A 26,519-nucleotide genomic window follows, 5' to 3' on the forward strand; every position below is an offset into this window, starting at 1 on the left:
ATTGAAGAAAAAGATCGCCATAGCAGGAGCAGGTGGATACATCGGAAGATGGTTTATCGATCGGTTTAAAGACCGTTATGACATCATTGCCTTGAGTAGAAGGACTGCTTCGAAAGCTGAAGATGCTGATGTTACTTGGAAACAAGTGGAATTATTCTCAATTACATCTACAACCGATGCTTTGGAGGGGGTAGATTATGCCATCTATTTAATCCACTCCATGTCTGCATCCACGCGATTGAATCAAGGAAGCTTTCAAGATACAGATTTATTATTAGCAGATAATTTTGCACGTGCAGCTGCTGCTAATGGAATCAAGCAAATATTATATTTGGGAGGGATTCTTCCAAAAGAGGTGGCTACAGAATCAATTTCTCTTCATCTTAGAAGCCGATTGGAAGTAGAGGAAACCTTAGCCTCCAAAGGAGTTCCAGTCACGGCTCTTCGGGCAGGAATTATTGTAGGCCCCGGTGGTTCTTCATTTGAAATGATGTACCATTTGGTAAGAAAGCTACCTGTGCTGATTTGTCCTCAATGGACCTTATCAGAAACCCAAGCCATTTCCTTAGAGGATACCCTGACCATTATGGATAGCTGTATTGGAAATGCTAATGTCTTCGGAAAGGCAATTGAATTAGGTTCACCAGAGATATTGACTTATAAGGGTATGTTGGAAGAGACGGCCCGGGCGATGGGGAAAAAACGTTGGATTATTTCAGTGCCTGTTTTCTCTGTAGGATTTTCCAAATTGTGGGTCTCCTATTTTGGCAAGACACCTATGACACTGGTTTCTCCCTTGGTAGAAAGCCTCAAACATACCCTGACAGTCTCTCCCGAATTGGCGTTTAAGGAAAAGGAAATCGCTTATTTGGATTATAAAACTGCGGCACAGAAAGCCTTAGACCCACATGTTAAATTACCAAAACTACCAAAATTTAAGGCCTCAATGGGTGAGGAAAATACGGTAAGAAGTATCCAACGACTACCTAATACCCGTCATCAGTCCGCATTATGGGTTGCCAATCGGTACAAAGTGTGGTTACCTACCTTTTTTAGCTTTTTGATCAATGCCAAAGAAAACAGCAGAGGGGATATTGGCTTTCATTTGCTTAATTTTCCCAAACCTATGTTACAACTTACACTGATTCCCGATCGTAGTGATATGAAGCGGCAGCTCTTTTACATTACAGGTGGATGGCTGGTGAAGCGCTTTGATTATGGATGGTTGGAATTTAGAGAGGTGCTTGGAGGAAAATATATGATTTCAGCCATACATGAGTTTGTGCCTCGTTTACCTTGGTTTATTTACGTAAATACCCAAGCGAGGATTCATTTGTGGGTAATGAACCGCTTCAAGAAATATTTGGAGAAATTCAAATTTGATGGGAAATAACCACTCGCAGAAATTGCAAACAAGCATTTGTTTTTAATATGCTAACTTTACTGTCACACGACTACACCAATGAAAACATTACAGTTTAAAAACGGAGATCAATTACCCATCATAGGACTAGGAACATGGAAATCCAAACCTGGTCAAGTATATCAGGCGGTTTTATGGGCTTTGGAAGCTGGTTACAGACACATCGACTGTGCGGCAATTTATAATAATCAGGCAGAGGTAGGAGAGGCCTTTACCAAAGCATTTGGTGATGGATTGGTAAGAAGGGAAGATCTTTTCGTGACGTCTAAATTATGGAACTCCAACCACCGATTGGAGGATGTGGAAGAAGGCTTATCCCAAACCTTAAGGGATTTACGATTAGGTTATTTAGACTTATATTTGGTTCATTGGCCTGTTAGTTTTAAAAAAGGCGTGGAATTTGCTCAAAATAGAGAGGAGTATTACACCTATCAGGATGTTCCACTTGCACAAACCTGGGAGGGTATGGAGGCTTGTCATGCAAAAGGACTTGTCAAACACATCGGAGTTTCCAATTTCAATAGTGCTAAATTGACCGAGATCTTTGAAACCTGTACCATCAAACCTGAAATGAATCAGGTTGAAATGCATCCTTATCTACCACAGGAAAAACTGGTAGACTTTTGCAAAGAACACGGCATGCTTATGACGGCATACTCTCCTTTGGGTTCAGGTGATCGGTCTTCTGCCATTAAAAAAGCAGATGAACCTGCCATGATGCAAGATCCTTTGATTCAGTCATTAGCAGAAAAGCATGGCTGTACGGCTGCTCAAATTTTGATAGCCTACTCGGTGGCAAGAGATATTTCGGTAATACCTAAGTCCATCAATCAAGAGCGTATCCAACAAAACCTCCAAGCTGGAAACATTTATTTAACTGCTGAGGATATGCTAGCATTGAAAAATATTGGTACCAAGTATCGATTTATTGATGGTACATTTTACACAGGTCCGAGAAGTCCATATACCTTGGATGACCTTTGGGAAAAAGAATAAAGAATGATTCAAACGATTAAAAAGTTAACAGCCTACATTATACTTCGGGACTCCATTAAAGATTTTATTTCTGGAGAATCCATGGGTTTGGCAGCTGGAACGGCTTTTTATACCATTTTCAGTTTGCCTGCTTTTGCCATCATTATCCTAAACATAGGAACGGCTATTTTTTCGGAATCTGAAATGCAAGCCGAAATCCTTCATCAGATTGAGGTATTGGCAGGTGCTGAAAGCAAAGCTTCGATTGAAGAAATCTTTAATAATTTTGAAATTGGGGATAGTAAAGGGATCCCCAATTTTGTAGCAGTTCTGATCTTGGCGTTTAGTGCCACAACAGTCTTTGTAAGCTTACAAAATGCGATCAATCATATTTGGCATATCAAACCTAAACCAGAAAAAGGCTTATTGAAGTTTGCCATCAATCGCTTGTTGAGTTTTTCTCTGATAGCATCGATTGGGTTGATTCTGGTAGTTTCCTTGATCTTGGATGCGGCTTTTGTGATTATTAACAATTACTTAGCCCAATTTCTGATAGTGGATATTCCTTTTGATTTGGCAGCCATGGCACATTTTTTTACTGCTCAGGCATTCTTTGTACTGATTTTCGCCTTGATGTATAAGATTTTGCCTGATGCCAAAGTTCGCTGGAGAGATACTTGGTTAGGTGCCTTTATTACCATGGTATTGATTGGAATAGGGAAGTACATGATTGGTATTTATATGGGAAATTCAGACTTGGGAAGCACCTATGGCGCAGCAGGTTCCTTGGTAATTCTTTTGGTCTGGACCTATTATTCCATTGTTATCTTCCTATTCGGTGCACAAATCACGTATTACATTGCTGAAAATGTCGGAGGTAGTATTATTCCTAAGGATGAAGCTGTGAGAGTAGAGTTGAGGGAGATAGAGTGAGTCTCTTTACATGTTTACTAGTCAAGAGGCTAGAATCAAGAGACAAGAAACAAGAATCAAGATATACTGTTTGCTTCGACAAGCTCAGCACAAGTGCTTCGACAAGCTCAGCACAAGCATTCCTCATTCTTAATTCCTCATTCTTAATTCCTCATTCTTAATTCCTCATTCCTAATTCCTCATTCTTAATTCCTCATTCCAATCTCCCTATCGTTTACTTTTTCTTCGTAAACCTGCTTTTCTTTTTCTCTTGTGGAGCTTCGATGATTTCTATGGTTTCGGCATAGGTCAATTTTTCTGCTTCTTTGTCTTTGGGAATTTTGAAGTTGTTTTTACCGAATTTGATATATGGACCCCAACGCCCATTGAGAATTTGGATTTCAGGATTTTCTTCAAAAGTTTTGATATGCTTTTTCTCGTCAGCTTCCCGCTTTTCTTGAATCAATTCAATCGCTTCAGCTTCTGTAATGCTTAAAGGGTCTTGCTCTTTTTTGAGGGATACAAACTTTCCGTCATGGCGTACGTATGGACCGAATCTTCCAACACCCACAACCATATTTTTACCCTCAAACTCCCCAACTTCTCTTGGTAGTTTGAACAGTTCCAATGCATCTTCCAAGGTGATATTTTCGATGAATTGACCTTTTTTCATGCTGGCAAACTGCTTTTCTTCATCCTCTTGATCGCCGATTTGGACCAAGGGACCAAATTTCCCTAAGCGTGCAATAATAGGTTTGCCTGATTTTGGATCGATACCCAACTCTCTAGAACTATTGATATCTGCTCTTGCGACGTTGGCGGTTTCTTCTACGCGAGTATGAAATTTTCCGTAGAAGTTTTGGATCATATCTTCCCAGTTTTGTCCACCATGTGCGATATCATCAAATTCTTTTTCTACTTTGGCAGTAAAAGAGAAATCGATCACATTAGGGAAATGCTCCACAAGGAAATCATTCACCACCATGGCAATATTGGTGGGGAAAAGTTTGTTTTTATCCGCTCCGGTAATTTCTTTTTTCTGATTTTCTGAGAACTTGCCAGAAGCAACTTTCATCTCAATATAGGGCCTTTCGGTACCTTCTCTGGATTCTTTCAGAACATATTCCCGCTTTTGAATCGTGGAAATCGTTGGAGCATAAGTTGATGGCCGTCCAATACCCATTTCTTCTAATTTCTTCACTAAAGATGCTTCCGTATACCGAGGAGCAGGCCTGCTAAATGTTTCCCTTCCTTTCAATTCAATCAGGTTAAGAACTTGACCGATGTTCAAAGGGGGTAGTAGCCCTTTTTCGTTGCTTTCCTCATCTTCTGGTTCATCATCTGTACTTTCCAGATAGACTTTCAAAAATCCATCAAACTTGATCACCTCACCGCTAGCGGTTAATTTCTCATCTCGGGTATCAATAGCAATGGTAGCTACTGTTTTTTCCAATTGAGCCTCGGACATTTGAGATGCGATAGCCCTTTTCCAGATCAACTCATAAAGCCTTTGTTCATTTCTATCACCAGAGGTTTCATGCTTGGAAAAGTCCGTAGGGCGTATAGCCTCGTGAGCTTCTTGTGCCCCCTCCGATTTCGTGGCAAATTTTCTTTCCTGATGGTACTCTGGACCGTAGGCACTATAGATTTCATTTTTAGCAGCTGCACGGGCATCATCTGAAAGATTGACACTATCCGTACGCATATAGGTGATTTTTCCCGATTCGTACAGCTTTTGTGCAACAGACATCGTCTGAGCTACAGAGAAATAAAGCTTTCTACTCGCCTCTTGTTGCAAGGTTGATGTGGTAAATGGCGCTGCAGGAGATTTTTTACCAGGTTTTGTTTCGAGATTTTCAATACTGAAACTTGCCCCCAAACAATCTTTTAGGAATTTTTCAGCTTCCTCTTTGGTATCAAATTTCTTAGGAAGTTCGGCTTGTAGGGTTTTTCCGCTGACGTCAAATTGTGCAGTAATTTTGAAGGAAGACTTCGAATTAAACTTTTCTATTTCGCGCTCACGTTCTACAATCAATCGTACGGCGACCGATTGTACCCGACCAGCGGATAAACCTGTTTTTATTTTTTTCCAAAGGATTGGGGATAGCTCAAAACCCACCAATCTGTCTAAAATTCTTCTGGCTTGTTGTGCATTGACTAAGTCATAATCTATTCCACGTGGATTTTCTATGGCCTTGGTGATAGCTGACTTCGTTATTTCTCTAAAAACAATACGCTTAGTGTTAGATTCCTTGAGATTTAACACTTCTTTTAAATGCCATGAAATAGCTTCTCCCTCGCGGTCATCATCACTTGCTAAGTAAATCGTTTCCGAATCCTTCACTAAACTTTTGAGCTGCTTGATAACATCGCGTTTATCAGGAGTGATTTCATACGTTGGCTTAAACTTGTTTTGAATGTCAATTGCCTTATCACCTTTTGGGAGGTCACGTACGTGCCCATAGCTCGATGCTACTTTAAAATCTTTGCCCAAATATCCTTCTATAGTTTTTGCTTTAGCCGGGGACTCAACGATTACTAAATTTTTTGGCATATTCTATTTGTTGTTGTTACCTCACTTGGAAGTACTTTAAAATCCTAAAAATAGATGGCATTCTACTCTATTCCAAATTTAACAAGTAATCAAGTGGATTTTACAAGTATATTTTGCATATTTGATTTCCTGACAAATTCTTTTTTAGTTATGAAATTTTTGTACGTACTGAGGCATGGTGAAAGTGAACACTCCCATTATGAAGGTGATTTTCAGCGTGTGCTAACAATTTATGGAAAAAATCAGATTCAAATTTTAGCTGAACGTTTAGCAAAAAGGGCAATTAATTTTGATCAAGTATTATGCAGTAGCGCCAAAAGAACAAAACAAACGTGTGATTATATTTTGAAAGAAATTCCGGTAGCTAAGGTTGAATATAAAGATAGTTTGTATGAATGTGATCTGATGGAGTTAATTGAAGAGCTTCAAAAAATAGGGAAGGATGTGGATCATTTACTTTTGGTCGGACATAATCCCGGAGTAAGTGCATTAGTAAGTTATTTCTCCGGAGAGTTCTTTTTATCCATGAGCCCAGGGGATTTGGTCATTTTGTCTTTGGAAATTGAGGAATGGAACTTTTTGACCCAAGATATTGCTATTATTTCAGATATTTTAAGATAATTTCGGACTTCCGAAATCTACAAACCCAAAAATCAAATTTATTTCATTATGTCATTAAAACATCAATTAATCGAGTCCTTCGATCCAAACGGAGTAGGGGCTCATGAGGGAATTTTTGGACTCCCGTTTGACGAAGCTACTGCAGACCTAATTTTAATACCTGTTCCTTGGGAAGTTACCGTGTCGTATTCATCAGGTACTGCCGAAGGTCCAGAAGCTATACTGAACGCCTCCTATCAGGTGGATTTATTCCAAGATGATATCCATGATGCCTGGAAAATGGGTGTATACATGTTGCCCCTTCCAGATGATATTGCTACCAAATCATCCAATTACCGAATCATGGCCAGAAACTATATTTCTTGGTTGGAGGGTGGAATGGATGAAGCAGATAAGGAACGTTTTGTTGCAATTCCACAACTGATTAATCAAGCTTGTGAAGAGATGAATCAGTGGGTATATGAGCAAGTAAAACATTACAGATCTCAAGGAAAATTGGTTGCTTTGGTCGGAGGTGATCACAGTACGCCTTTGGGTATGATCAAAGCTCTTTCTGAAGAGTACAATAGCTTTGGTATTCTTCAGATTGATGCACATGCGGATTTACGTAAGGCGTATGAGGATTTTGAATATTCACACGCATCCATTGCTTACAATGCATTGAAGCTTCCTCAAATCAGCCGTTTGGTACAGGTTGGTATCCGTGATTATTGCCAATCAGAAGCTATTATGGCCAAAGAAAATAACCGTATTCATACATTCTATGATAAGGATATCAAAGAAGATATGTATGAAGGAAAGGCTTGGAAAATTATTTGTGATGATATCATTGATCAGCTTCCTCAAGATGTTTACATTACTATTGATATCGATGGATTGGACCCAAAACTATGCCCGCATACAGGAACCCCTGTAGCAGGTGGATTTGAAATGGAGCAGGTATTGTACCTCATGAAACAAGTAGTTCGTTCTGGAAGAAAAATCATTGGTTTCGACATCGTAGAAGTAGCACCTGGTCCCGAAGGTGATGAGTGGGACGGTAATGTTGCTGCACGTGTATTGTATCGAATGGCTAACCTATTTGGGGCTTCTCAAGGAAAGTTGAATCTCAAGTAAATTCAAATCCTAATAAACAAAGCACAAAAAAACTCCCATTTGATCAATCAGATGGGAGTTTTTTGTTTGTAGTTCTCGGGTTAATCCTTCTTAGTTTCTATGAATACGATACCATTGCTAGCAGCCGAACCATATAGGTTATTCATGGCAGCAGCTTCCTCACCCTTCACAATTCTAATCGATTCAATATTTTTGGGGTCTATCTTTTTATTTAGAAATTCCTGAGATTTAACTGCGCCATCAATCACATAAACAGGAGGGGTAGCAGAAGCCGACTGGAATTTAATTCCATGAGTGGTATTAAGTGTTCCTGTAACTTGGCCATTCATAAGCAAAACAGCCTCTTTTTGTTCTGTCTTTCGCTCTTCCCCAGTGCTGCCATAGCCTACAACTCTGATTTCAAAAGGATTTCCTGTGGATACTGTTTGTTGCAAATCCGGCAAATTAAAAGCAATTGGAACTTGAACTGTATATTCTTCTTGATCGCCCCCGTTGATAATCCATCGTTCTCGATTTTGACCCATGGTCCACATAACTTCTGAGTACAATTCTTTATTCGGTGCTTCCCGGATGGTAATGGATTTGACAAATCCATCTTTGTCTAAGGTCAATTCGGTTTGAACAACTCCTGAAATTCCTTTTCTTCTTGATTCAATCGGATATTTCAGATTACGCTTTAGAAAATGGGTGAATTCATCACTTGGTTTAATTTCCGCTATCTTATTGCCAACAGGTATCTGATTGGATGAGACGACTGACCCTTTGAGCTGTTGAGCACTAGCCTGATCCAATTTGAAGCGGATAGGAAGTCTCATGCGTACATTAACCGGCTGATTTTTTTGTGTACCGGGTATCCAATTGGGAGAGTTTTCAACTAATCTCAGCGCTTCATTGTCCAATTCACTCATTACCCCACGTAATAACTCAGGATTTCTTACTTTTCCTTCACTGTCGATTACAAAAACGACATACACATTTCCTTCAATTCCCATTCGCTGAGCAGCTTCTGAGTAACGGAGATTTTCTTTCACATAAGCTTGCCAAGCTTCCATGCCTCCTTCAAAACTAGGTGGGTTTTCTACCACATCAAATACTGCGTTAGGATCTGACAGGTCTAAAGGTCCGTATTCAGTCACACCTCTATTCGCAACAGAGGGATTGAAAAAATTTAAAGAGGCACGTGTTTCGGCAGGAATTTCCGAATGAAAATTGAAACTTACGGTGGCCAAAGAAACTACAGGTTTTTCATTTAAGGTTCCAGGCTTCCAACGATTGAAACGCTCATTTTTCAATAAATCCAATGCCTGCTGATCTATACCAGCTCCAATGCTATTTTTAATGATTGCTTCAGTAACTTTTCCTGTCTCATCAACAAGTAATTCTAAGGTCAAACGATCTAAAAGACCTAAGCTTTGCTCTTGCTCAGGAATATCTAAAGCATCTAAAAACTCTTTTTGCCAATCACTAAAAGCAATCAAAGGTTCTGCTAATTTGACACCTGCTTGGAATCGGGTACTGACGCCATTGTAGGTTTTGGTGATACGGGAATTATTACGAAGGGTTTGTATCAAGCCTCTGACTTTAATATAATCCTCCGTGGATTGAATGTCTGAGAATTCATATTGTAATTCCCCCAGTTGGGCCGTAAGCTTATCACCTCTCAGGGGGCCAATTAACTCATAATGCTGTGGATTAGTGATTTTTTTCACCTTTACACTGAAGTTAATAGAGTCCTGAGCCAAGGTTAACTGTTGGCTGATATCCTCTGTTTTACTTACCCAAACTTCAGTAGGGAAACTCAAGTTGGTTCTCGTTTTCATAGCCACTAAGCCCAAGAGCATAGCTGTGAGGGGTAGCACCATGAGGGTTTTAATCCAATTTTTCTTTCCTGATTTCTTCATCATGACAATTCTTTTAAGTGTGGTAGATCGAATGAAATAATTGCCAATAGGAAGATCTACACCCTTAAATGCCATTTTCACGACTAATTTCGGATAGTTTTCTTTAGATGAAGTTTCTTTTAATACCCCTTCATCTGCAAGGTATTCATGTACGTCTACTAAGGCTGAGCGCATCAAGTGAATGACAGGATTAAACCAAAAAATAATACTCAATACTTGGTAATAGAGAATGTCGTAAGAATGATACTGTCGAATATGTATCAATTCATGTTTGATAATCTGAGCTTCTTCTTCTTTAGAAAGCTGTTGGGAATCATCCCAAAATAATTTATTGAAGTATGAAAAAACAGGGGCGAGTCCAAAGGTGGGTATAAAAAAATAATTGTCTTTGAGGTTGAAGCGTGTTTGGTACCAACCACGTTCTTTTAATAATCTAAGTTGAATATAACTCCAAAAGATCCGTAAAATACCCAGTGCAACCGCTATAAGGTAAACAACGAACAGGGTATCTAGCCAAGTCCATAGGATTGGCAACTTAGTGCTGCTTACAGTGACTTCTGGTAATCCAAATGTAGCAACAACTTCTTCAGGGCCCTCTTGTGTAGTAAGGGCCTTGAAGAATGCTGTTTGTTCTAGCGATATATCTGGCTTGGCAAATTCAACGGGGATCTGTATAAGTGGAAAAGTGAATGCGAGTAAAGGAGTTACCAATAAGTAAATCCTAGTAAACGTAAAACTTTTCTCATTTCTAAGGAATACTGCATATACCCCAAAGAAAAACAGCATGCAGAAAGTGCTTTGCCAGATATAGTCTAGAAGGATAGCCATGAATTACTTCACTTCATCTTTGACTTCACTTAAGATTTGCTCCAAATCTTTCACATCCAAATTTTTATCTTTGGCAAAGAAAGAAGCTAGTCTTGAGAAAGAACCTCCGAAATAACCTGATAGTAAATTTTTGATGGAGAAACTTCTGTATTCATCTTTCGATACAATAGGGAAGTACTCATGTGACTTACCGTAAGCTTTGTGGCTAACAAAACCCTTTCTTTCCAAAATCCTTACAATTGTGGAAACGGTGTTGTATGCCGGCTTTGGCTCTGACATTTTTTCTAAGATATCCTTTACAAAACCTTTCTCTAGGTCCCACAGGATTTGCATGATTTGCTCTTCAGCACGTGTTAACTCTCTCATATTGGCGTTTAAGTTTAATAATGTCCGAACTTATCCATTTAGTTTCATAAAAGCAAGCGTAGGTTGTAAATCTTTCTATTGGCATGGATAAAATTAGTAAATTTATTTTAGTTTCGCAAAATATTTGTTAGTTTATTTTTCATAAAAAAAAACCTCCGAAAGGAGGTTAGTATAAGAGCTTCAATGAATTAGACTGATTTGAGTCGTATGATACCCATACCATGTAGTAATTTCACCATTGGATAGGTAGGATCAAACTCATACCACTTTACAGCGAAATTAGGTCTATTAGGTAATTTGTGATGATTATTTTGGAATAATTCTCCTAACATCAATACATCGAGTAACAAACTGTTTTTAGATTTATCATTATTGTCAAAATTAGCATATCCATATTTATGGCCACTCCAATTGACAATAGCACCGTGGACAGGACCCATTAGAAAGTGTAATGGAAGTAATACATACATCCAAACATGCGTACCTGGTAATTCAAACACTGAAATGCTTAATACATATATTAAGACATAAACAACACCCCAGCCTAAGCGTGCCATCATAGAGTCGGCAAATAAATCAAATTTGTTCCAATCTGGAACATCTTTGGAAAAGCGCTCTTCGGGCTTTAATCTGAAAGTAAAATAATCGTTGTAAATATTTTTTGTCTTCCACATCATAGTGAATAGGTTTTCGGTATGATGAGGACTGTGTGGATCTTTGGGCGTATCACTATATGCATGGTGCATTCTGTGGAGAACGGCATAAGCTCTAGGGGACAAATAAGAACTACCTTGACAAATCCATGTAAATACGTAAAAGAATCGTTCCCAAAATTTATTCATTGAAAACATCTGATGAGCGGCATAACGGTGCAAGAAGAAGCTTTGGCAAAACAAGGAGAAATACCAATGCAGTAGAAAGAACGCAATTAAAATCACTTGTAACTAATTTATAAATGAATACTTACTACAAATATACGGCCTTAGGGTTGATTTTATAAATATATTTCCTGAAATGGTACGATTCTGTGACAAGTTTCCTAATTTAGTGTATTAAACCACAAACTATTGATATATGAGTAAGTCATCTGAAGCTTTGGGTATCCTAGCTCAACTTGTTTTGGGGGGTGTATCTGTAATCATTACAGCGTATCTCTTACCGGGCGTGCATGTGGATGGATTTTTGACTGCCGTGATTTTAACAGCCTTATTAGCCTTGTTAAATATTACTGTTAAACCAATTTTAATCGTATTAACCATTCCAATCACCATTGTTACCTTGGGCTTATTTTTATTGGCAATCAATGCTATTTTAATCCTACTAGCTTCTGAAATAATTGGGGGTTTTCATGTGGATGGGTTTTGGTGGGCTTTAGCTTTTGCATTGATTCTCAGTTTAGTGAATTCTTTATTAGGAGTTTCGCTGGGAGAAAAGCGCTAATTAAATGGGAATGGTTTGATCGCCTTCTCTTTTATAAACAGTCGCTTTTCCATCACTGCTGATATGTGTATGCTGAAACCCCGTCTTAGGGACTTTTACTAATAATACATAACTTTCTTCCAATTCTAAATCCCCATCCCAGTTTTCGATTTCAAATAATTCATACGAAAGTGGGATGGGAGGATTGCAAAACCTTTCACTCGCTCTCTCCAACATATAATGTTCTTCTTCTCCATCAATCCCTTTTATCTTACCGGAATCGGATACTCCGATAAGAATCATTCCTCCATTGGTATTGGCAAATGCGACTAAAGTTTTTGCTATTTTCTCTGAACTACTGATATGTAGCTTAAAATCAAGTGTTAAGCCTTCCTTTCTTCTAAGTAAACTTTCAATAAATTCGAGATTTTTTTTTGGTAAAAGCATTTTTTATTTACAATTTGTAGCTATATTAATGTATTGATTGTGAAAAGCGGAATTTATTTTGGCGTTTCATAGTTTTTAATCCTAACCAACCCAAATAAAGACACCAACCGAGTGCGAAATGTTATGAAAATACCGAATGAAGGTTTTGATCCAAAAGTGATTGCTGCATTAAAGCAGGAATTAAAAGAAACCAATGCATTATTTAAACTTGCAGACTCAGAAGAGAATACAGACGAGTTTGTTAACTTTTACTTTATAGGAATGCATGAAGGAAGAGAAGTCATTTATGATGCTGCCTTGTACACCCTAAGATTGCATCATGCATCAGAGGTGTATGAATTGGCTGAACATGAAGCTGCCAAAAAATTCCCAAATTTTAAAGCTATCAAGTATGAAGAAGATGAAAATGGGAATCTGAAGCCTTTGAGCAGTGAAGAGGAAGAAATTGGCTGGTTTATCACAGAAATCATCATGGAAATAGAGGATGAGGAAACGGTGAAAGTTCAGGAATTTGTAGATATCGACACCAATCATGATTATGGAATTGGCTTAGATGCAGCCTTGAATGTGGAGTACATCGATGAAAAAGTAGTCAATAAATTTGTTAAACAATTCAATGAGGATTCATTAGTCCTGGATGAGACCTTATATTCTTTCCAGACAGAAGAGGAAGAGGACATTGATACCCCATAAACCTTATTGTTTCAAACATTTTAATTTTCGAGCTTGTTAACCAACAAGCTTTTTTTATATATGCTTAAGATCGCCTATTCAGAATTATATTGTCATCCCTTACCAGATGGACATCGTTTTCCGATGGAGAAATACACGCTATTACCCGAGCAATTGCTTTACGAGGGTACCGTTTCTTCTGATAATTTCTTTATTCCCGAAAATATGGCCATGGACTGGATCTATCAGACGCATGATAAATCCTATGTAGACCGCCTCTTCAATCTAGAACTGACCAAATCAGAAATCCGCAAAACAGGCTTTCCATTGAGCAGGCAATTAGTAGATCGTGAAATCCATATTATGAATGGTTCTGTTCAAGCTGCAATTTATGCAAAACAGTTTGGGGTTGCTATGAACATAGCCGGAGGAACTCATCATGCTTTTACAAACAGGGGAGAGGGTTTTTGCCTGCTCAATGACATTGCAATTGCTGCCAACTATTTATTGGATAAACAATTGGCCAAGAAAATCTTGGTAGTTGACCTAGATGTACATCAAGGAAATGGTACAGCAGAAATATGTGCCAATAATCCCAATATATTTACATTCAGCATGCATGGTGCTGCTAATTATCCCATGCACAAAGAACAATCCGATTTAGATATAGCACTGCCGGATAAAATCGATGATTCCAATTACCTTAAGCTATTAAAGGATAATTTTTATCCATTATTGGACAAGTTTGAACCTGATTTCCTAATTTTCCAATCGGGTGTGGATGTATTGGCAACAGATAAATTGGGTAGGTTGGGTATGAGTATGCAAGGTTGCAAGGAGCGAGACAGAATAGTACTAGAAGCTGCTTACCGACATAAGATCCCCGTCATGTGCTGCATGGGAGGAGGGTACTCAGAAAAAATCTCCCATATCATTGAAGCACATGCAAATACGTATAGATTAGCACAAGAAATTTATTTCTAGAGATGAAAGCATTGAAAAAAAAATGGCTCAGCTATGCCGTTGGTGGTATTTTACTGCTGGGATTTGGATTTAGCTTAATGGGTGAATCCTTAAGTTGGAAAATTTCCGGAGAACCATTCTGGAATTGGTTTGGATTGGGTACCTTGGCTTTATCCATCATCATGGCAGGTTTATCCGTATTTGGCCAAGCCGTAGTTTTCAAAACACTAATCGATTGGAAAAAGAAATTCAACAAGAAAAAATGAGTTAACGCATTTTAACAAGAATGAAAGTTTGTAAACTTTGACAAACAATTACTTTGTTTATATTTGCGTCCTATTGACAATTAATCAAAAAATCGTGAGAAAATTAGTATCTGCATTTGGCCTGCTGACAATAATGGCAGTTGCGCTAGTAAGTTGTAACCAAGGTTCCGGAACATCTTCCGCTCCTGCTTCAGAAGAAGGCACTCCATCTGAAACAGCCATGACTGACATCAAAGTTGCTTATGTGTTGACTGACAGTTTGATTGCCAAGTATGAATTTTTCAAAGAGAAGTCTGAAGAGATCACCGAAAAAGGTAGAAAATTTGAAAGTGATCTAAGCTCCAGAGCGAGAGGTTTTGAGCAAGAAGTAGCCAACTTTGAGCAAACTGCCGGTTCCATGACTCAAAATCAGGCAAGAGCCAGACAAGAAGACTTGATGAAGAAGGAACGTAATTTGATGACTTTCCGTGACAATTTGATGCAGGAACTTTCTGCTGATGAAGCTAAGCTATACAGCGATGTCTACGATCAGATCCAAGAATTTTTAAGTGTTTATGCGGAAGAGAATGGTTTTGAAATGATCCTTTCTTACACACGTGGTGGTGCCATGTGGTATGCTAACAAAGCCTTGGATATCACAGATGTCGTGATCGAAGGATTAAATAAAAAATATGTAGCTAGCAAAACAGCTGCAAAGTAATTTCCGATCTAAAGAAATCAGCAGCCCCGCTTTTTAAGTGGGGCTTTTTTTGTCCCTTATAATTTGGTACTTTTGCAAGCAAATTAAAAAACTGACAAATGAAAATTACGGAGTTTCTGAAACACAACTACAGGCATTTCAATGCGGCAGCTTTGATTGACGCCGCAGAAGGATACAAAGCCCATTTGGATAATGGAGGAAAAATGATGGTAACCTTAGCAGGTGCCATGTCCACAGCCGAGTTGGGGATTTCATTAGCTGAAATGATCCGTCAGGATAAGGTTCAGATCATTTCCTGTACAGGTGCAAACTTAGAAGAGGATGTGTTTAACCTTGTTGCACACAATTATTATGAAAGAATTCCAAATTATCGGGAGCTTTCAGCAGAACAGGAACAAGATTTGTTAGATAGACATTTGAATCGCGTGACTGATACCTGTATTCCGGAAATGGAAGCGATGAGAAGGATTGAAAATGTGATCTTGGAGGAGTGGATGGCCGCCGATGCGAAAGGTGAGCGCTATTTTCCTCACGAGTTTTTCTATAAAATTCTTCTCTCAGGAAAAATGGATGAATCTTTCCAAATTGATCCTAAAAACTCCTGGCTATTGGAAGCTGCTAAGAAAAACCTTCCGATCATCGTACCAGGCTGGGAAGACTCTACCTTGGGTAACATGTATGCAGGGCACGTGATTTCAGGCGATGTGAAAAATGTTCACACAGTGAGAAGTGGTATTGAATACATGATGTTCTTGGCAGAGTGGTACACGGAAAATGCTACTAACGATAGCACTGTTGGTTTCTTCCAAATCGGTGGTGGTATTGCAGGAGATTTCCCGATTTGTGTCGTGCCTATGTTACACCAAGACTTACAGCGTGATAATGTGCCGTTATGGGGATATTTCTGTCAGATTTCTGACTCTACTACATCCTATGGTTCGTATTCAGGAGCTGTCCCAAATGAGAAAATCACTTGGGGTAAATTAGGTCTCGAAACACCAAAATACATCATTGAATCCGATGCCACAATCGTTGCGCCACTTGTGTTTGCGATTGTACTGGACCAATAAAATGATTAAAATTAACTATTCTTATCTTATTTCGAAAGCAAGGGGAGTTCTTTCCCTTGCTTTCCTATTTTCAAACCTAGCCATTGCCCAAGAATTGGAGCACTTAAAAGTGCTTAATTCACCCTATGATGAAAAGCATCCTGTAATCGCACCGGATGGCTCACTTTTTTTCTCGGTAGGCTTTCATCCGGATAACGTGGGAGGCTTTAAGGATTATGGAGATATTTGGATGTCTTCACAAAATCCCTTGGGAGAATGGACCCGTCCCACCCGCGTCAATGCCTTAAGTACGGAAGGAAATGATGTTATTGTAGGTTTCCCGGATGCTATTACTGTTTTTGTCTATCATAGTGAGGGAACTTATGGAAGAGGTATCCATCAATATGCTAGATTTGGTAGTTCATGGAATCATGTGAGACGTTTGTCCATTGAAAACTTCCGACCGGAAGGGAACTACTTCAGTGGCAGGCTTGATGCCTCAGGAACCAAGATGCTACTTTCTTTCCAACAGCAAGGAGGGTACGGCAATGAGGATATTTACATCATCCGACAAATTAGAGAAGGAGTATGGTCCCATCCGATGAATTTGGGTGAAGAGATAAATACCTTTGCTCAAGAACAGGGACCATATTTAGCTGCAAATCAGGAGTATTTGTTTTTTTCTTCCAATAAATCCGGTAATGGTAGAGGGAAGGATATTTATGTCACCCAACGACTGGATAGTACCTGGACTCAATGGTCTTCTCCTCGTGCACTAAGCAAAGCAAGCACCCAAGGCTCTGACTTATATTATTTGCCAATAGATCCGGTAAATCAACTGGCGCTTTTTTCTACCACCCAAAACTCTGAAGGCTTCGGAGACTTTGTTTTGGTTTCTTTAGAAATGGATGAGACCATTTTCAAAAAAGAAGAAGTGAAAGCCTCCCATCTCGTAGCAGAGGCTAGCGCAATTGAGGAAGTAGATTCAACTGTGGTGCGTGATGATGTTGTAGTTTCTCTAGATAAGACAGATGAAACATTGGTTTTAAATGCAAAGGATTCAGTTCAACCAAGTGAAAAGCCACTAGAAAGAAAAGTTATAGAGGTATTGGATTTAAAGGATCGTACAGCCATTCCTTATCAAGTAACTTTATTAAGTAAGCGAGGTGACCGGTTGACCTTAGAAAATGTTTATGCAATTGATTCTTTGTTGGCTACCGACGGATTTGAAGGAGTTTTGATTCAATCTCCAAACTATATTCCGAGAGAAGTTGCGGCGGCTAGTTGGGCTGAATTGGGAGATTATACTTTTTATTTGAGTAAGGCAGAAGCTGGCAGTTCATTGGTCTTGAACAATATTCAATTCAATGTGGGTACTGCTGATTTTGCAGATGCCCGATCCATACAAGTATTAGATAATCTATTAGAATTCCTAAAAGAAAATCCTGCGTTGAAAATTCGTTTTGAAGGACATACGGATAATTATGGAGATCCCATGTTGAACAAAGACTTATCTTTAAAACGTGCCTCTAAGATCAGGGCTTACTTAACCTTACATGGGGTGGAGTTTGAAAGAATACGGATTTCAGGTTGGGGAGGAACCCGTCCAATAGCCGATAATAGCACAGAAGAAGGCAGAAAGCTTAACCGCCGGGTTGAAATGTTAATTGAGCAATAGGCTAGTCAAGAGATTTTTCTCTGTTGATGTATTCGTTTTTTATAGATTACCAGTATCTTGGACGCTAGCATAAAGGTGTAGTGTCATGACTGAGCGAAGAAAATTAACGTTGAAGGATATTGCGAAGGATTTGGGGATTTCTGTATCTACTGCATCAAGGGCATTGAAAGCCCATCCGGATATAGCGCAGGAAACCATACAGATGGTCAAAGATTATGCAGCAAAGCATAATTATGTTCCCAATATCATTGCTGTTAATTTCCGGAAAAGTCGCACTAAAAATATTGGGCTAATTGTTCCTGAATTAGTCCATCATTTTTTCTCCACGGTCATCAGTGGTTCCATTGATGAAGCCAAAAAGTCGGGTTATAATATTTTGGTGAGTCAGTCCAATGATTTTCTTGCGGATGAAATCGTAGCTTGCAGAACAATGATGGCAAGTAGTGTAGATGGCCTTTTAATTTCCATCTCCAATGAAACCTATGATGGAGACCATATTTTAGAATTTATTGACGAAGGTAAGCCCGTTATTCAGTTTGATAAAATCTTGGAAAAGCTTCCAGTTCCTAAAGTAATCGTAGACGATTTTGAAGGGGGGTATACCGCTACCAAGCATTTAATAGAACAAGGCTGTAAGCGGATCGCACATATTGCAGGCAGAAAAGATGTGCTAAATGCCTGTGAGCGTATGAAGGGATATAAAAAAGCTTTAGAAGATCATCAAATACCCTTTCATGAGGAGTATATACGGTATTGTGAATCCATTACAGAAGAAGAGGGGGAGCAATTTATGGAGGAATTTTTAGCCTTACCTTATCCTCCGGATGCTGTTTTTTGTATTACAGATCTAGTTGCATTGGGGGTTATTAAAACATTGAAAAGCAAGGGTATATCTATTCCGGATCAACTAGCAATTGTAGGCTTTAGCAATTGGAAACTAGCTGAAATTGTAAGTCCAAGTTTGACATCGATTGATCAACATGGCTATCAAATGGGCGTGGAAGCTGTCCGGATGTTGATACAGAAGTTAGAGGATAAAAGTTTCGAAATCCCGGATACCTTAGAGTTGAAAACACGGCTGATTGTCAGGGAATCCTCGAACAGATAAATGGGATAATTCGCTTAGGCAATTGCTGATACGCTCCATATTAATTCATGATAAAATTCAGGTAAAGATTTCTTAACATTTGTAGGGGAATATCGGGACCTTATGTATCTTTGTAGCGTAGATTACAAGTTATGGAAACAGCATTTTCATTGATTTTACTGACGGTGATTTACGCTGCAGTAATATTGTCTTTCTTTCCCGAGAAATACTCAAAGAAACTTAGTCACTATTACTCACACCAAAAAAGTCCAGGTTATCAAAAAGTCTCCCTATCTGGACCCATATTTTTTTCCTTATTGATAGGGTATACACTAGCATCCACCATGTTATATTTCATTGTTGGATAATTACTTCTCCTACGGTTTTATCTAGATTATTAGGAGTTCAGGAGTCAAAAAGTCGTAGGCAATAAAGATTTTTTCAAAGTTGCAGGTTTTTTTGTGTGCATTTCTTTATCTTGGATGAGTACTAATCGTAACTTTTTGTGAGCAAGAAACAAACATTAAAAATTTTGCAGGATGAGGACTGGCTAAAACCTTATGCTAAAGAGCTTGAAGCAAGGCATACACGTTTTAAAAATAGCTTGAGCCAACTCGAAAGTCATTTTGGGAGTATTTTGGAATTTGCGAGAATCCATGAGTATTACGGTATTCATTTTGATAAAATTCGTAATGGATGGATTTACCGTGAATGGGCACCAGAAGCACAGCAATTGTTTTTTATGGGAGATTTCAATGGATGGAATCGCTACTCCCATCCTATGAAAAAAAACCATAGAGGAGATTGGGAGATTTTCCTGCCCTTTGCTGATTACAAAAACTCCTTAGTTCACCAAGGAAAAGTGAAAGTGCACGTGATTTCTTCCAGACATGAATTGGATAGAATCCCCGCTTACATCCGAAGGGTAATCCAAGATGAGCGTTCACATGACTTTGCGGGACAACTTTGGATGCCTGAGAAGTCATTCACTTGGACAGACCATACATTTGATCCGCAGAAAAATTTACAACAGCCAATCATCTATGAGTGCCACATAGGGATGGCGCAAGAGAAAGAAGGTGTGGGGACCTATGTGGAGTTTGCAGATACTATTCTGCCAAGAATTAAAGCCGGGGGCTACAATACCATACAGATGATGGCTATCATGGAACACCCTTACTACGGTTCTTTTGGATACCATGTATCCAACTTTTTTGCGCCAACTTCCAGATTTGGTACACCTGAAGAGTTGAAATATTTGATTAACAAGTGCCATCAAATGGGTATTTCTGTCATCATGGACTTAGTACATTCTCATGCAGTAAAAAATGTATTGGAAGGACTCAACGAGTTTGATGGTTCATTTGATCAGTATTTTCATCCCGGTTCTAAAGGCTACCATGAAGGCTGGGATTCCAAATTGTTCAATTACGGTAAATTCAATGTATTGCAATTTTTGCTTTCCAACATTCGCTATTGGTTGGAAGAGTTTCACTTTGATGGATTCCGTTGGGATGGTGTGACTTCCATGATTTACGAGCATCATGGCCATGTAAGCTTTGGTGATCCTTCAGCTTATTTTGGGGAGGGAGTGGATGATGAAGCAGTGGTTTACTTACAACTAGCCAACAAGCTGATCCATGATTTTTCTGCACAGGCTTTATCTATAGCTGAAGAGGTTTCAGGCATGCCGGGATTATGTAGACCACAAGAGGAGGGAGGAATAGGCTTTGATTTCAGATTAGGCATGGGAATTCCGGATTTTTGGATCAAAACCTTGAAGCATAAACCAGACGAGCATTGGGATATGTTTGAGATGTGGCATGAGTTGACCAATAGACCTAAAGGAGAAAAAACCATTGCTTACGCTGAATCACACGATCAGGCTTTGGTAGGAGATAAGTCCATTGCATTTTGGCTGATGGATAAGGAAATGTATTTTTCCATGTCCAAGTTACAGCAAAGTTTGGTAGTGGATCGAGGAATTGCCCTACATAAAATGATCCGAATGATTACCATCAGCTTGGGTGGGGAAGGGTATCTGAATTTCATTGGTAATGAATTTGGTCATCCGGAATGGGTAGATTTTCCAAGAGAGGGAAACAATTGGAGCTATCAATATGCTCGCAGACAATGGTCACTCGTGGACACAGAACACCTGAGGTATAGAGATTTGGATTTATGGGATAAAGCTATGATCGCTTTGGTGAATGAGTATCAAATCTGTGCAGCGGAACCCGCAAAACAGTTATACCTCGATGCAGAAAAAAAGATCTTGGCTTATGAACGGGCAGATTTAGTTTTTATTCACAATTGGAATATTTCCGAATCCATTTTTGGATTTGAGTTACCTGTAACCAGCAATGGAACTTACGAATTGGTACTTAATTCGGATGATAAACAATTTGGAGGATTTGAACGGATTGAGGAAAAATTGACCTTTCCTTCGGATAAAAATAAAAAGATTCATATTTACCTTCCGAATAGAACGTCCTTAGTTTTCAAAAGGGTATAAAAAAAGCGGACCCCTTGAGTAAAGGGGTCCGTTTGAACAATGACAATCATCAACTAAACTAAAGAGAAAAGCCTTACTCTCCTTATGAGCAGTAGGAAGTCCTCCCGTCATTGCATTCAATGTATTACAACGGAGCTTTATCATAAAGGTTTCTTAAAAAATGTAAAAAACTGTACATATTTGCCTATAAAATGGCTTAAGGTTATCGATATTAGTTGTCATCTATGAAAATTTCTAGTCTTTTTCTGAAAATTATCGTCCTTTCTTTACTTGGCTTGACCCAAAAATCATTTGCTCAAACTATTTGTACCCCCGAGAATAGGGAAGCTATGGAAGGAATAATTATGGAAATTTTGGCTGATGAAAAATTGGCAGATTCCTTTTCCGAACGGAATATTCAATTGGGGAAGCTATTTTTGAATACTCCTTATGTTGAAAAAACACTGGAAATCACGGATGATGAGTCATTGGTCATCAACGTCTTGGGACTGGATTGTACGACTTTTGTGGAATCGGTGATTGCTCTAAACAGAAGCAAGGATTTACTCAAACACGGAATCGGTCCTTTTGAAAATTCCCTGACTTTTGTGCGGTATAGAAATGGTGTTCGGGATGGGTATCCTTCTCGACTGCATTATTTTTCCGATTGGATCAGTGATGCAGTTGGGAAAGGATTTTTGATAGATGTTACGAAAGATCTAGGAGGGGTACCATATGAAAATAAACCAACCTTTATGACCGAAAATCCACAATACTATCCTCAATTGGCCAATGCTTACAATTTAAATGCCATGCGTGTGATAGAGCAAGGAATAGCCAAAAGGCAGTATCACTATATCCCAAAAGCAGCTGTCAAAGGAATAGAAGATAAACTCCAAAACGGAGATTTGATTGCCATTACATCAAGTTTAGGGAATTTGGATATGGTACATGTGGGCTTTGCTATAGAGAAAAATGGGCGCATGCATTTGCTGCATGCCAGTTCTGTTTCAAAAAAAGTGGAGATATCCGAAAAACCTATTCACGAATATCTCCAAGGGTCCAAATCTCAATCCGGTATTATGGTTGGGAGATTTAAGCCGTAATCATTCCACGAAGTCTTTGGATCTGTAGGCGGGATTAGGGTAGGTATAAAAACCTTCACCCGTTTTTTCTCCTAATTTTCCTGCATCCAAATAAGTCTTGAGAAATGCTGCAAATTTTTGCGAGGCAGAATCCTTTTGGCTACTCGTCACATGCCAGGCAGTATCCAAACCAATGCTGTCCAAAATACCGAATGGCCCCATGGGCATGTGAAAATTGACCATCCAAGAGCGATCTATATCTTCAATACTGCCCACATCATTAGTGATTAATTTGCCTGCTGCCCCAATAAAGGCCATCAGCATACTATTGAAGATGTATCCCGGATTTTCTTTTTTCACAAATACCGGTACTTGCTCCAAACTTCTGCCAAAATCCATCAAAAGAGGAATCAAATCAGGATCTGTTCCTGTATGAGGCATAATATCTACCACCTTGGAATAAAATACATCATGGAAATGCAGGGCACAGAATTTATCAGGTCTGCCGCTGAACTCAGCAAACATGGAAGGAAGCATGTAGGAAGTGTTGGTCGTGAAAATGGTTTTCTCAGGCGCTATTTGACCAAATAATGTCCAAACTTCTTTTTTGACTGCATAATCTTCTAAGACACTTTCATTGATGATATCTGCATCCATGACAGCATTGGCAGGCATATCGGTGAATATAATTCCTTCAATGGCATTTAAACCTGCATCTGCCTCCAAATTCGCTGTTTTCGCTAGCTGATGGACTATTTTCTCCATCACTCTTTTGGATTGCTCCAATGCTTTGGGATGGATATCATAGATCCGAACCTTATATCCTGAAAGCGCTGATTGTAATGCCACTCGGGTGCCTAAGGTCCCGGCACCTAAAATGCATACATTTTTGATTGTCATATGGTGTGAGTTTGAATACTGTTCAATGCTTTTCTTCCAGCAGCTTTGACCACATGGATCAAGCCTGCAAATCGCTCATCCTGAGCAAATCCTAAGGTGTAGCGTTTATAAATCTGTTGTGCAATTACCCCAACTTTAAATAAGCCAAAGGCATAGTAAAATACCATGTCAACAGGTGTTTGGTTTTTCTTTTCAAAATAATAGGCAATGACTTCTTTGCGGGTCATATTTCCAGCTACATGACTGATATTGAATTGTTTGAGGATGGTGTCATCCCCATCTTCCGCCCAATATGCCAAACTCGTACCTAAATCCATCAAGGGGTCTCCCACAGTTGCCATCTCCCAATCCAAGACAGCTTTGATAGTTGGGTTTTCATAGGAGGAGAGGATAAGGTTGTCATATTTGAAATCATTATGAATGAAAGCCACATCTTCCCGAGTAGGGATATTATTGCCTAACCAAGCTGCCACTGCTTTCATTGCGGGTAAATCATCCGTCTCTGATTTAAAATAGCGCTCGACCCATCCATGTACCTGCCTGCCAACATAGCCCTCAGGTTTGCCCAATTGAATCAAACCTGATTTTTCCAATTCCAACTGATGCAACTCAACTAGGCAGTCAATGGCATTTTTGGAAAGTATAGAAAAAAAGGATATGGGATCTTGAATTTCAGTAGATAAGCAGTTCCTTAAAATAGGTCCACTAACTTCTTCCATGATGAAAAAAGGCGCTCCTATTATACCTTCATCTTCGCTCGCATCCAACACTTTGGGAATTTTGGAATAACCTGCCTTTTCAAGTGCCTGTAAAATGGTATACTCCCGTAGCATGTCATGCGCTTTGGCTATCTTTAGTCCTAAGGGCGGCCTTCTCAAGACCAAATTTTTACTTGGACTTTGAATGAGGTAGGTCAGATTAGAATATCCTCCTTTGAATTGCTTAATTGTCAAGTCAGCAGGATCGATTTCAAATTTCTCTTTCAAATAGCCTGCTATACCTTCAATTCCAACAGGCAGCTTATTCATGGCTTGCATATTTTTTGAGAATTTGACGGGCCAAAACAGACTTATGGACTTCATCAGGTCCATCATAAATACGCGCACCACGCTCATGCCTGTACCAGAAGGAAAGAATCGTATCATCTGTCACCCCCAAAGCACCATGAACCTGTATAGCGCGATCAAGCGTTTTCATCAAGATATCAGATACATAAAATTTGATGGTTGAAATATCGATTTTGGCAGCCTTTGCACCTTCCTTTTCGATTTTCTCGGCAGTTTGCAAGACCATCAGCCTAGCTGCTTTGACCGAAGCAACGGCCTCTGCAATCCAATTTTGGACAGTTTGTTGGGAAGCCAGATTTCTTCCAGGATCCAAATTTCTAGCCAAAGCACGTGTACACATCAGATCTATTGCCCGCTCACAAATACCAATCCAACGCATGCAATGATGGATTCTTCCAGGCCCTAAACGTTCTTGTGCCAACGCAAACCCAGCTCCTTCTTTACCTATGAGATTACTTACAGGAACCCGACAATCTGTAAATTTCACCTCTCCATGTGACATATAATCTTCTCCTACATCACCCATGATAGGGATATTTCGAAGCAATTGATAGCCCGGATTATCCAGTGGAACCAAAATCATGCTTGCCCGAAGGTAGGGATTCACATTTTCAGGATCAGTCAAGGCCATCACAATGGTGAAACTTGCCCCATCCGCAGCAGTGGTAAACCATTTATGACCATTGATGACATATTCATCTCCATCTCGCACCGCCGTTGTGGAAAGATGAACGGGATTGCTGCCCGGATTCTGTGGTTCCGTCATGGCAAAGCAACTTCGGATATCGCCTTCCTGTAAGGGCTTTAGATATTTTTCTTTCAATTCCTTAGACGCAAACTGATGCATCAGCTCCATATTACCAATATCCGGTGCTTGGCAATTGAATACAAAATGACCCAAAGGAGACATTCCCAAGACCTCTGATACAAAGGCAAATTCTACCAAGGATAATCCCAATCCACCTTCTTCCTTGGAAAGATGGGGAGCAAAGAGTCCTTTTTCTTTGGCCAACACACGGAGCGCATGGAGTTTGGGAAGTGCTGCTTTGAAGGAGCCATAGACAGCCTCCTGTTCTAAGGGATATAGGTGTTCCTGCACAAAGCTTTGGTAAGCAGGAACTAACTCATGCACGCGTGTTGAGTTACTTAAATAGCGTAAATCCATAGCCTTAAATCGTAAATCCTCCATCAGCGGTGAATACCCCACCAGTAGAATAAGCAGCTGCCGGGGAAGCTAAAAACAAACTCATCGCAGCAATTTCTTCACTGGTTCCTACGCGTTTGATTGGAAGAGCTTTCATCATGTGGGACATGATTTTATCATTGCTCCACAATGCTTCGGAGAATTTTGTTTGAATCAATCCCGGACAAATGGTATTTACACGGATATTGGCAACTCCCCATTCCTTGGCATACACTTTCGAAAGAGAGATCAAGGCTGCTTTACTGACCGAATAGATCCCCAAACCAGTTTCAGGGGAAATACCCCCCACAGAACTTATATTGATGACTGATGGGTGTGAGGATTGTCTGAGGTAAGGAAAACAAAGATTCATTAAGTGAAAAGGTGCCTTGACATTGACATCCATGATTTTATCGAAAGCATCCAAGGATGTCTCATGAACAGGTCCGAAAACGGGATTGGACGCAGCATTATTTACCAACACGTCTATCTGTCCATAAGCATCGACTGTCTTCTTAACCAAATTTTCCAATTCCTCCATTTTGCCCACATTACAGGCAATGCCGGTGGCTTCGTAGCCTTTGCTTTTAAGGAGTGCGGTCATTTCATCTAAGGATTCTTGCTTTCTGCTAGAGATGACTACTTTGGCGCCGGCTGCTGCAAAAGCTTCAGCTATAGCAAAACCAATACCTTTACTGGCACCGGTAATCAAGGCAACTTTATCTGCTAGTGAAAAAAGGGAGGATAGGTCCATTTCTGCTTGGGTTTATATTTGAACATATGCCCTAAGATAAGAAAAGCTAGCTTTTTTAT

24 protein-coding genes are annotated in these 26,519 nt (G+C 39.4%); 15 read left to right on the forward strand and 9 right to left on the reverse strand.

Going from position 1 to position 26,519, the window contains the following annotated elements:
• Position 1: 1 nt before the first annotated feature.
• The 3 genes from ACXIUD_RS16505 to ACXIUD_RS16515 all read left to right on the forward strand — a co-directional run bounded on the left by ACXIUD_RS16505 (position 2) and on the right by ACXIUD_RS16515 (position 3,331).
• Positions 2-1,393, forward strand: coding sequence for an NmrA family NAD(P)-binding protein (locus tag ACXIUD_RS16505; protein ID WP_458053744.1), 1,392 nt, complete (start codon positions 2-4; stop codon positions 1,391-1,393).
• 69 nt (positions 1,394-1,462) lie between these two features.
• Positions 1,463-2,419, forward strand: a complete 957-nt coding sequence (locus tag ACXIUD_RS16510) for an aldo/keto reductase (RefSeq protein WP_458053745.1) — start codon at positions 1,463-1,465, stop codon at positions 2,417-2,419.
• 3 nt (positions 2,420-2,422) lie between these two features.
• Positions 2,423-3,331, forward strand: a complete 909-nt coding sequence (locus ACXIUD_RS16515; protein WP_458053746.1) for a YihY/virulence factor BrkB family protein — start codon at positions 2,423-2,425, stop codon at positions 3,329-3,331.
• Between the two features lie 214 nt (positions 3,332-3,545).
• Here the strand turns inward: ACXIUD_RS16515 and topA are convergent, their stop codons facing one another.
• Positions 3,546-5,864 (reverse strand): type I DNA topoisomerase, encoded by a 2,319-nt coding sequence (gene topA / locus ACXIUD_RS16520; RefSeq protein ID WP_458053747.1) that lies wholly within the window; start codon positions 5,862-5,864, stop codon positions 3,546-3,548.
• Positions 5,865-5,918: 54 nt separating this feature from the next.
• Between topA and ACXIUD_RS16525 the strand changes: the two genes are divergently transcribed.
• Together ACXIUD_RS16525 and ACXIUD_RS16530 are read left to right on the forward strand one after the other, a co-directional pair.
• The gene (locus ACXIUD_RS16525; protein ID WP_458053748.1) at positions 5,919-6,485 is read left to right on the forward strand and encodes a SixA phosphatase family protein; all 567 of its coding nucleotides are present in this window, start codon (positions 5,919-5,921) and stop codon (positions 6,483-6,485) included.
• Positions 6,486-6,533: 48 nt separating this feature from the next.
• Positions 6,534-7,601 (forward strand): agmatinase family protein, encoded by a 1,068-nt coding sequence (locus ACXIUD_RS16530; protein WP_458053749.1) that lies wholly within the window; start codon positions 6,534-6,536, stop codon positions 7,599-7,601.
• Between the two features lie 80 nt (positions 7,602-7,681).
• Here the strand turns inward: ACXIUD_RS16530 and ACXIUD_RS16535 are convergent, their stop codons facing one another.
• The 3 genes from ACXIUD_RS16535 to ACXIUD_RS16545 all read right to left on the reverse strand — a co-directional run bounded on the left by ACXIUD_RS16535 (position 7,682) and on the right by ACXIUD_RS16545 (position 11,634).
• Positions 7,682-10,330, reverse strand: coding sequence for a TonB family protein (locus ACXIUD_RS16535; protein WP_458053750.1), 2,649 nt, complete (start codon positions 10,328-10,330; stop codon positions 7,682-7,684).
• A gap of 3 nt (positions 10,331-10,333) precedes the next feature.
• Positions 10,334-10,696, reverse strand: coding sequence for a BlaI/MecI/CopY family transcriptional regulator (locus tag ACXIUD_RS16540; RefSeq protein ID WP_458053751.1), 363 nt, complete (start codon positions 10,694-10,696; stop codon positions 10,334-10,336).
• 188 nt (positions 10,697-10,884) lie between these two features.
• Positions 10,885-11,634: an acyl-CoA desaturase gene (locus ACXIUD_RS16545; RefSeq protein WP_458053752.1), complete on the reverse strand. Its 750-nt coding sequence runs from the start codon at positions 11,632-11,634 to the stop codon at positions 10,885-10,887.
• Between the two features lie 136 nt (positions 11,635-11,770).
• On the opposite strand from ACXIUD_RS16545, the gene ACXIUD_RS16550 reads away from it, so the two are divergent.
• Positions 11,771-12,136: a phage holin family protein gene (locus tag ACXIUD_RS16550; protein ID WP_458053753.1), complete on the forward strand. Its 366-nt coding sequence runs from the start codon at positions 11,771-11,773 to the stop codon at positions 12,134-12,136.
• Here the strand turns inward: ACXIUD_RS16550 and ACXIUD_RS16555 are convergent, their stop codons facing one another.
• Positions 12,137-12,562, reverse strand: coding sequence for an AlbA family DNA-binding domain-containing protein (locus ACXIUD_RS16555; RefSeq protein ID WP_458053754.1), 426 nt, complete (start codon positions 12,560-12,562; stop codon positions 12,137-12,139).
• A gap of 123 nt (positions 12,563-12,685) precedes the next feature.
• On the opposite strand from ACXIUD_RS16555, the gene ACXIUD_RS16560 reads away from it, so the two are divergent.
• The 9 genes from ACXIUD_RS16560 to ACXIUD_RS16600 all read left to right on the forward strand — a co-directional run bounded on the left by ACXIUD_RS16560 (position 12,686) and on the right by ACXIUD_RS16600 (position 22,577).
• The gene (locus ACXIUD_RS16560) at positions 12,686-13,255 is read left to right on the forward strand and encodes a hypothetical protein (protein WP_458053755.1); all 570 of its coding nucleotides are present in this window, start codon (positions 12,686-12,688) and stop codon (positions 13,253-13,255) included.
• 60 nt (positions 13,256-13,315) lie between these two features.
• Positions 13,316-14,218: a histone deacetylase family protein gene (locus tag ACXIUD_RS16565; RefSeq protein WP_458053756.1), complete on the forward strand. Its 903-nt coding sequence runs from the start codon at positions 13,316-13,318 to the stop codon at positions 14,216-14,218.
• Between the two features lie 2 nt (positions 14,219-14,220).
• On the forward strand, positions 14,221-14,463 hold the full coding sequence (locus ACXIUD_RS16570; protein WP_458053757.1) for a hypothetical protein: 243 nt from the start codon (positions 14,221-14,223) through the stop codon (positions 14,461-14,463).
• A gap of 94 nt (positions 14,464-14,557) precedes the next feature.
• The gene (locus tag ACXIUD_RS16575) at positions 14,558-15,163 is read left to right on the forward strand and encodes an OmpH family outer membrane protein (RefSeq protein ID WP_458053758.1); all 606 of its coding nucleotides are present in this window, start codon (positions 14,558-14,560) and stop codon (positions 15,161-15,163) included.
• Between the two features lie 98 nt (positions 15,164-15,261).
• Positions 15,262-16,233: a deoxyhypusine synthase family protein gene (locus tag ACXIUD_RS16580; RefSeq protein ID WP_458053759.1), complete on the forward strand. Its 972-nt coding sequence runs from the start codon at positions 15,262-15,264 to the stop codon at positions 16,231-16,233.
• Position 16,234: 1 nt separating this feature from the next.
• On the forward strand, positions 16,235-17,890 hold the full coding sequence (locus tag ACXIUD_RS16585; protein ID WP_458053760.1) for an OmpA family protein: 1,656 nt from the start codon (positions 16,235-16,237) through the stop codon (positions 17,888-17,890).
• An 85-nt stretch (positions 17,891-17,975) separates the two neighbouring features.
• Entirely contained in the window at positions 17,976-18,998 is a 1,023-nt protein-coding gene (locus ACXIUD_RS16590) for a LacI family DNA-binding transcriptional regulator (RefSeq protein WP_458053761.1), read from the forward strand.
• 484 nt (positions 18,999-19,482) lie between these two features.
• A complete protein-coding gene (locus tag ACXIUD_RS16595; protein WP_458053762.1) occupies positions 19,483-21,492 on the forward strand; it encodes an alpha-amylase family glycosyl hydrolase in 2,010 nt (669 codons plus the stop codon).
• A 329-nt stretch (positions 21,493-21,821) separates the two neighbouring features.
• Complete coding sequence (locus tag ACXIUD_RS16600) at positions 21,822-22,577, forward strand: N-acetylmuramoyl-L-alanine amidase-like domain-containing protein (RefSeq protein WP_458053763.1); 756 nt, start codon at positions 21,822-21,824, stop codon at positions 22,575-22,577.
• On the opposite strand, the gene ACXIUD_RS16605 is transcribed toward ACXIUD_RS16600, so the two are convergent.
• The 4 genes from ACXIUD_RS16605 to ACXIUD_RS16620 are packed head-to-tail and all read right to left on the reverse strand — an operon-like array spanning position 22,578 to position 26,460.
• A complete protein-coding gene (locus ACXIUD_RS16605; RefSeq protein WP_458053764.1) occupies positions 22,578-23,456 on the reverse strand; it encodes a 3-hydroxyacyl-CoA dehydrogenase in 879 nt (292 codons plus the stop codon).
• Complete coding sequence (locus ACXIUD_RS16610) at positions 23,453-24,484, reverse strand: phosphotransferase family protein (protein WP_458053765.1); 1,032 nt, start codon at positions 24,482-24,484, stop codon at positions 23,453-23,455. The genes ACXIUD_RS16605 and ACXIUD_RS16610 overlap by 4 nt, the downstream gene beginning before the upstream one ends.
• Positions 24,477-25,712, reverse strand: a complete 1,236-nt coding sequence (locus ACXIUD_RS16615; RefSeq protein ID WP_458053766.1) for an acyl-CoA dehydrogenase family protein — start codon at positions 25,710-25,712, stop codon at positions 24,477-24,479. The genes ACXIUD_RS16610 and ACXIUD_RS16615 overlap by 8 nt, the downstream gene beginning before the upstream one ends.
• The gene (locus tag ACXIUD_RS16620; protein WP_458053767.1) at positions 25,693-26,460 is read right to left on the reverse strand and encodes an SDR family NAD(P)-dependent oxidoreductase; all 768 of its coding nucleotides are present in this window, start codon (positions 26,458-26,460) and stop codon (positions 25,693-25,695) included. Before ACXIUD_RS16620 ends, ACXIUD_RS16615 begins: the two co-directional genes overlap by 20 nt.
• Positions 26,461-26,519 lie beyond the last annotated feature (59 nt).

Source organism: Mongoliitalea sp., assembly GCF_054166905.1.